The organism is Candidatus Cyanaurora vandensis (assembly GCF_013285555.1).
Classification (GTDB): domain Bacteria; phylum Cyanobacteriota; class Cyanobacteriia; order Gloeobacterales; family Anthocerotibacteraceae; genus Cyanaurora; species Cyanaurora vandensis.
This window is the reverse complement of record NZ_JAAXLT010000094.1, coordinates 1-5,697: the sequence shown is the minus strand read 5'-3', so window position 1 is coordinate 5,697 and position 5,697 is coordinate 1. Positions and strand designations below refer to the sequence as shown.

Annotated in this window: 6 protein-coding genes and 1 pseudogene; 2 read left to right on the top strand and 5 right to left on the bottom strand. The window is 54.5% G+C overall.

The annotated features are described in order from the left end of the window. Window positions 1-49: 49 nt before the first annotated feature. On the top strand, window positions 50-559 hold the full coding sequence (locus tag HFM78_RS06295; RefSeq protein ID WP_287128576.1) for a cytochrome b: 510 nt from the start codon (window positions 50-52) through the stop codon (window positions 557-559). Here HFM78_RS06295 and HFM78_RS06290 read toward each other — a convergent pair. From HFM78_RS06290 to HFM78_RS06280, 3 genes are all read right to left on the bottom strand, one after another. Further along, window positions 476-1,180, bottom strand: a complete 705-nt coding sequence (locus tag HFM78_RS06290) for a Uma2 family endonuclease (protein ID WP_287128575.1) — start codon at window positions 1,178-1,180, stop codon at window positions 476-478. The genes HFM78_RS06295 and HFM78_RS06290 overlap by 84 nt on opposite strands. A gap of 31 nt (window positions 1,181-1,211) precedes the next feature. After that, complete coding sequence (locus HFM78_RS06285; protein WP_287128574.1) at window positions 1,212-2,441, bottom strand: D-alanyl-D-alanine carboxypeptidase; 1,230 nt, start codon at window positions 2,439-2,441, stop codon at window positions 1,212-1,214. 136 nt (window positions 2,442-2,577) lie between these two features. After that, window positions 2,578-3,117 carry a ferritin family protein gene (locus HFM78_RS06280; RefSeq protein ID WP_287128573.1) on the bottom strand — a complete coding sequence of 180 codons (540 nt, stop codon included), beginning with the start codon at window positions 3,115-3,117 and terminating at the stop codon, window positions 2,578-2,580. Window positions 3,118-3,280: 163 nt separating this feature from the next. Between HFM78_RS06280 and HFM78_RS06275 the strand changes: the two genes are divergently transcribed. Further along, window positions 3,281-5,029, top strand: a complete 1,749-nt coding sequence (locus tag HFM78_RS06275) for an ABC transporter ATP-binding protein (RefSeq protein WP_287128572.1) — start codon at window positions 3,281-3,283, stop codon at window positions 5,027-5,029. 110 nt (window positions 5,030-5,139) lie between these two features. Here HFM78_RS06275 and HFM78_RS06270 read toward each other — a convergent pair whose 3' ends face one another. Further along, window positions 5,140-5,466: a hypothetical protein gene (locus HFM78_RS06270; RefSeq protein WP_287128571.1), complete on the bottom strand. Its 327-nt coding sequence runs from the start codon at window positions 5,464-5,466 to the stop codon at window positions 5,140-5,142. A 46-nt stretch (window positions 5,467-5,512) separates the two neighbouring features. Beyond that, window positions 5,513-5,697: pseudogene (locus HFM78_RS06265) on the bottom strand (hypothetical protein); the annotation flags it as partial.

Sequence of the window (5,697 nt, the reverse complement as noted above, 5' to 3'; positions counted from 1 at the left end):
TAGGCTGTTAGCAGCTTTCTCGAATTAAATTTAGCTGTTCACCACTTATATGGAAGAGCCGGTTGTGGCGCGTCAACAACTCTGGGTTATGCATTGGGTGATGGCGGCGGCGTTCACGATTTTATTTATCACTGGGATTTATATGACTGGGTTACCCACAGCGGCGACGGAACGGGGTAGTTACTATGCTTTTCACAAGTCTATGGGAGTCCTCGTCATGTTTTTGCTGACGGCCCGGATTGTGGCAGTCCTGCGTACCAATCCGGTCCAGGGCAAGAACTGGCTCTCCACGGCTCTGCTGCATGGCTCTCTGTATCTATTTATGGTCTTTGTGCCTTTGAGTGGCTATTTTTACTCCAATACAGCGGGTCGTTCGGTGGCGTTCTTTGGCCTTCCCCTACCGGATCTCTTTGCCGCCAACAAACCCCTAGCTGAGCTTGCGGGAAATGTTCATGGCTGGCTGGCCTACACGTTCTTAGCTTTCATCACGCTCCACATCCTGGTTCATCGCAAGCAGATTAGTGGCTACCTCAGACGCTGGCAACGCGCCACGACGTAAACTGTCCCGAAACGAACGCAAGACCGCCGACTGTCCCAGTTGCAGACTCTGCTGGACCAGTCCGGTCAGTTGTGCAACCGGAAAATCCACCAGCACTTGACTGTAATCCTGACGTTGATAACCCTCATCCGTCCGATGCAAAACAATTAATTCGCCGGGTGAACCCTGCCACTGCCAGACCTCCGGGACCCCGAGGGCTTGATAAATCGGTAGCCGGATGGTGGAAGGGCTAGTGATGTCTACTTCGATAACTAGATCAGGGGGCGGGACTTGGTTCAAGTCGGGGCTGCGTCCAATAACTAGGGGTGCATTCTGGATATAGAAACAACCGTCCGGCTCGACACCCTGCTCCAGGTCCTCACGGCGCATCGTCCAAGAACCCAAACCTTCTATCACCAAATCCCGCTCCAGTCCCCAAAACCTAACCAGTATGACTAATAAATCTTTAATCTTTTCATGTAAATCGAGGGGACTCATGAACTCCAAAACTCCCTGAGCATAGGCCAATCGTGTATTCCGTTGCTGAGGCAACTCCTTGACCAACTGTTGAAAAGTTTGCCAACTCACATCAGTTAAAACTATCCGTTGTTCCCCAAGGCGTTCAAGCGCGAGCGTGGTCATAATCGTTTCCTATCACCGTTCCATCCTAGGCTCAAGGCGCGAGCAAACCGGTACTACCAGAGAGGATTTCGGTTTGGGCCGGGGCTACCATGACGCGCTGGTCTACAAACCCATCACTAATAAAGGGTGTACTTTCTGGCTTGCCGTAACGCTGCTGGACTCCCTGCAGGAACCAGTCTTGGATCTTGCGTAACAGACTCACCGGACCTTGATTGAGCAGAACAAACCGTAACGGTCCCTGGTTCGTCTCAATCACCCCAGCCAGACAACTGACTCCATTGAGCGTACCTGTCTTGGCAACCACCCCCAGGGGCATCATCCGTTGTTCCAGGGTGCCGGGGTCCGCTCCCTTGACCGCCATCACGTCAGCTAAGGTCCGGCCCGATTGCTGCATCCGGTTAGTTAAACCGCCGATGAGAGCCGCTACCGCTTGGGGTGAGATTTTATTTTCACGACCCAACCCCGAGGCCACGCGCAACTGCAAACCCTGGGGCGCGAGTTGATAGGCCGCCTGTAAACGTTGGTTCATCAGGCCCGGTCCCCCTGCTACCGCGCCCAGCATCTGGGCCAAGGGGTTCGTACTGTAACTGTTCATTCGTTTGGCAATCTTCCAGAGCGGTAAGGATGGATAGACCACCGTGGGTTCACCTAAAAGCGGTAAAGTCTCCATCCGGCGTACTCCCGCCACGGTCACCGTAGGCGGTTGGCTAGCGGTGGCTTGGCCTTGGTAGCGTTTGCGGAGGGTCGCACTCCACTGACGCGAGTTTAGCGCTAGTCGTAGATTCCGGGTACTAACTAGGCTATCGGTGGTGAAATTCATCCAAAACGGCCCGATGACCACCAAGTCCCCTTGGACTCGTTGGATACCCAATTGCTGCAACTGCTGCCCCAACCGGAACGCATCTTCCCAAAGAAAAAGTGGGTCCGCCCCGCCCTGCACATACAAATTGCCCTGGAGCACACCAGCCACGACCGGACCCCCCGCATAAAGCCGGGTCATGAATTGATGGTCTGGACCCCAGTAATCAAGAACCGCGAGAGTAGTAGCAAGCTTAGTAATGGAGGCAGCGGGTAAGGGAGCAGTGGCTTGATGGCTCTCAATAATATTCCCCTCGGCATCCAGGATCAAAACGCCTTGGAGGGCCGGGTTGATGCGGTGCTGCTTAAATTTGGCCTGTAATTGCTCCCATAACGGCCCCGCCTGTACCGGAACACTCGCCAATACCAGTAATAATAATCCCGCACCACATCTAGCCCACATCAGTCAATCCCCACACTAAAAGCACCATAGGACGCCCCGGCTCAAAAAAATGTTCATCTCGATACTTTTGATGATTCTCTGTATAAAAAGTCCGCCCAGTCACCCAGGCGGACGGCTCATGTTCAGACGTTGAACGCTAGACCGGGCAGAGATTCTCCAAGGCGCGTTGGACCCACTTCATGTGGCGGGTTTCAGCGGCGGTAATCTCGTCAAAAGCGTGGGCCACATCTTCTTTACCTTGCTGACGAGCCAAGGCGGCGAAGGCGGGATAGGTCTTGGTTGCTTCAATGGATTCGACTTCGAGGGCGGTCTCTAGGGCACGACGCAGGCCACGGGGGTCACTAGCGACCACTTCCATCTGGGTCTGGATCTGCTCCACCAACCGCTTGGCTTCCAGGGTCTCGGGGGTATCGGTCACTTCGAGCAGGGGGTAGAGTTCCTGCAACAAAACGGCATGGTCATGCTCTTCACGGGCAATGGCCTCGAACATCGCGGCGACTTCCAGGTTTCCGGCAGTACGGGCGACTTGGGCAAAGGTGGGGTACATATGCTCATGTTCATAAAGCTCCACTTCAATAGCGGAGGCGGCATTTAGGTCCGTATGGGCGTGATACACCGCTTCTTGGAAGAAACGGTCAATACCCATGAAATCTTCGTCGTTCGGGGAAAGGGACATGCTGGACCTCTAAGGCGAGTTATCTAAAAGTACAATCCTTTGGCCTAATCACTGTCAGCAACGTTACATTTCTTTGAGTTACGTGTTACGAGCTCTTAACATAAGGCCGTCGGGCCGCTGGTGAAGTCGCCTATCCTGGGATCATGACGGTAGAGGATTATGCATGGATTTGGGTTTAGCGAAGGACCGGAACCTAATTGTCAACCTCTGGCCCTACATCCGTCGTCAAAATAAGCTCCTCGTCAGTGCCTTGGTCCTCTTGCCTATCCTCGCCGTGTCCTCCGGGGTCCAGCCGCTCATCCTCAAAGATGCCCTAGACGGTGCGCTGAAGGGAGACTTGGCGCAACTACCACAATCGGTGATCCTGCTAGTAAGTTGTCTGGTCGTCCAATTGGTTCTGACCGGTACCCAGGGCTTCATCCTCCAGAAGGCGGGGCAAAATATCACCGCTGACCTGCGCCAGAGTCTTTTTACCCACGTCCTGTCGCTCTCCTCGGCCTACTTCTCCCGCACGCCTGTGGGTAAGCTCATCACCCGGTTGACCAGCGATGTCGAAGCCTTGGGGGATGTATTCTCCACAGGGGCGGTGGGGATTTTGAGTGACTTGGTTTCGATTGTGGTGGTGCTGGGTTTTATGTTGGTCCTGCGCTGGGACTTGGCCTTGGTCCTAGCCGCGCTCCTCATCCCGATTGCCCTAATTGTCCTCTTTTTCCAACAGGGCTACCGACGGGCTAACTTCCGGGTACGCGAGGAGCTTTCGACGCTCAATAGTATCCTGCAAGAGAATATGCTCGGCATTACGGTCGTCCAGATGTTCCGCCGGGAAAAGCGCAATGGTGAACAGTTCCAGGCGGTCAATACCCAGTACCGTCGGGCCTTGGACGAGACAATTTTTTATGAATCCGCCATCTCAGCCGTAATGGAATGGATTGGTTTAGTCGCAATTGCAACTTTGCTCTGGTTCGGGGGCGGGGCGGTCTTGCAAGATGCGATCACCTATGGAACTCTCGTCGCTTTTATCCAGTACGCCCAACGGCTCTTTGACCCAATCCGTCAGATTACCGAGAAATTCACCGTCGTTCAATCGGGGTTGACGGCTCTAGAGCGCATCGGGATGGTCCTGGATGAACCGATTGAGATCCGCGACCCCGCCCAACCGAAACGTCTACCGGACCCCCTACGCGGTGAGATCCGCTTTGAAGATGTGTCACTGGCTTATAAAGATAATGACCGAGTGCTCAACCGGATCAGTTTTACGATCAAACCGGGTGAAAAAGTCGCCCTCGTCGGACCCACCGGAGCCGGGAAAAGCTCGATTATCCGTCTGTTGTCACGACTCTACGAACCTACCTCGGGCCGCATCCTCGTGGACGGGATTGACATTCGGGACCTGACCCAGGAAGACCTACGGCGAGCGATTGGGGTAGTTTTGCAGGAGGGATTTATGTTCTCTGGGGATGTGGCTTCTAACCTCTCTCTGGGCGAGACCTATCCCCTCGCCGAAGTGGAACGGGCAGCGCGGGCGATGAACGTAGACGCTTTTATCCAGAGCCTACCCGAGGGCTATCAAACTCAGGTGCGCGAACGTGGCAGCAACCTCTCCACGGGCCAAAAGCAACTTTTAGCCTTTGCCCGGATTGCCCTGAGAGACCCCAGAGTGCTAGTCCTAGACGAGGCCACCGCCAGCCTAGACGTGGGCACCGAAGCCTTGGTCCAACAGGCCCTCGAAAAACTCTTGGTGGACCGGACCGCCATTATCATCGCCCACCGCCTCTCCACCATCCGGGATGTGGACCGTATCCTCGTCCTCAAACGTGGCGAACTCGTCGAAGCCGGCACCCACCAAGAGTTACTGGCTCAAAATGGGGTCTACGCCAACCTGTACCGACTTCAAGAAATGGCAATGGCTTAGGTATCTCATCTCAAGCTGCTCTCTACGCTGCTCACAGAAAGAATATTTTTATGTGTGCCTTTTAGCCATGGTCCCCCACTAGTGGGGTAGAGGAGCATCTTCTGCCTCAGTTAACTCGCACGCGCTTTGAGGTCTAGTTTTTTCGTCTTAGCCTGGACGGGCATCGCTGGGGTAGGCATGGGTCGGGGTGCATTGATCTGGAGTTGGAGGAGTCGGGCGCGGACTAAACTTTGCCCCAGTTGTTTACGAAAAAGTAGGAGTAACCAGAGGACGCCCAACAGATAAGGTACGGTCAATAGCAATCGGTCGCCTAGTATCAGCCCGCCCTGAATCGCAAGAACCGTAACCATTGCCAGCCGCGTCTGCTGAAAAGCAATGGCGAGTTTCATTTCGGAAGTCTTGGTAACTGTAAGTTGACCCAATCCATTACCGTTCATATCCACTCCCAGGCGTTGTCTCAGTTATACCCCGGCAGGCGGGTTTTTATGGGCGGCTCCGTTCTTGAGACGCTCCATCTAGCGTAGAAGTTCCGGGTTCAATGTACCCCTGGAGCTTTTCGGGGTTGAAGGGGCGTAGGACCTCCCTGGCCCAATCTGTCAGCGCGGCAGTTCCCCGGACGATCACCAAGTATTTACCCGCTTCCAGACGGTTGCGGTAGGTAAGTGCAT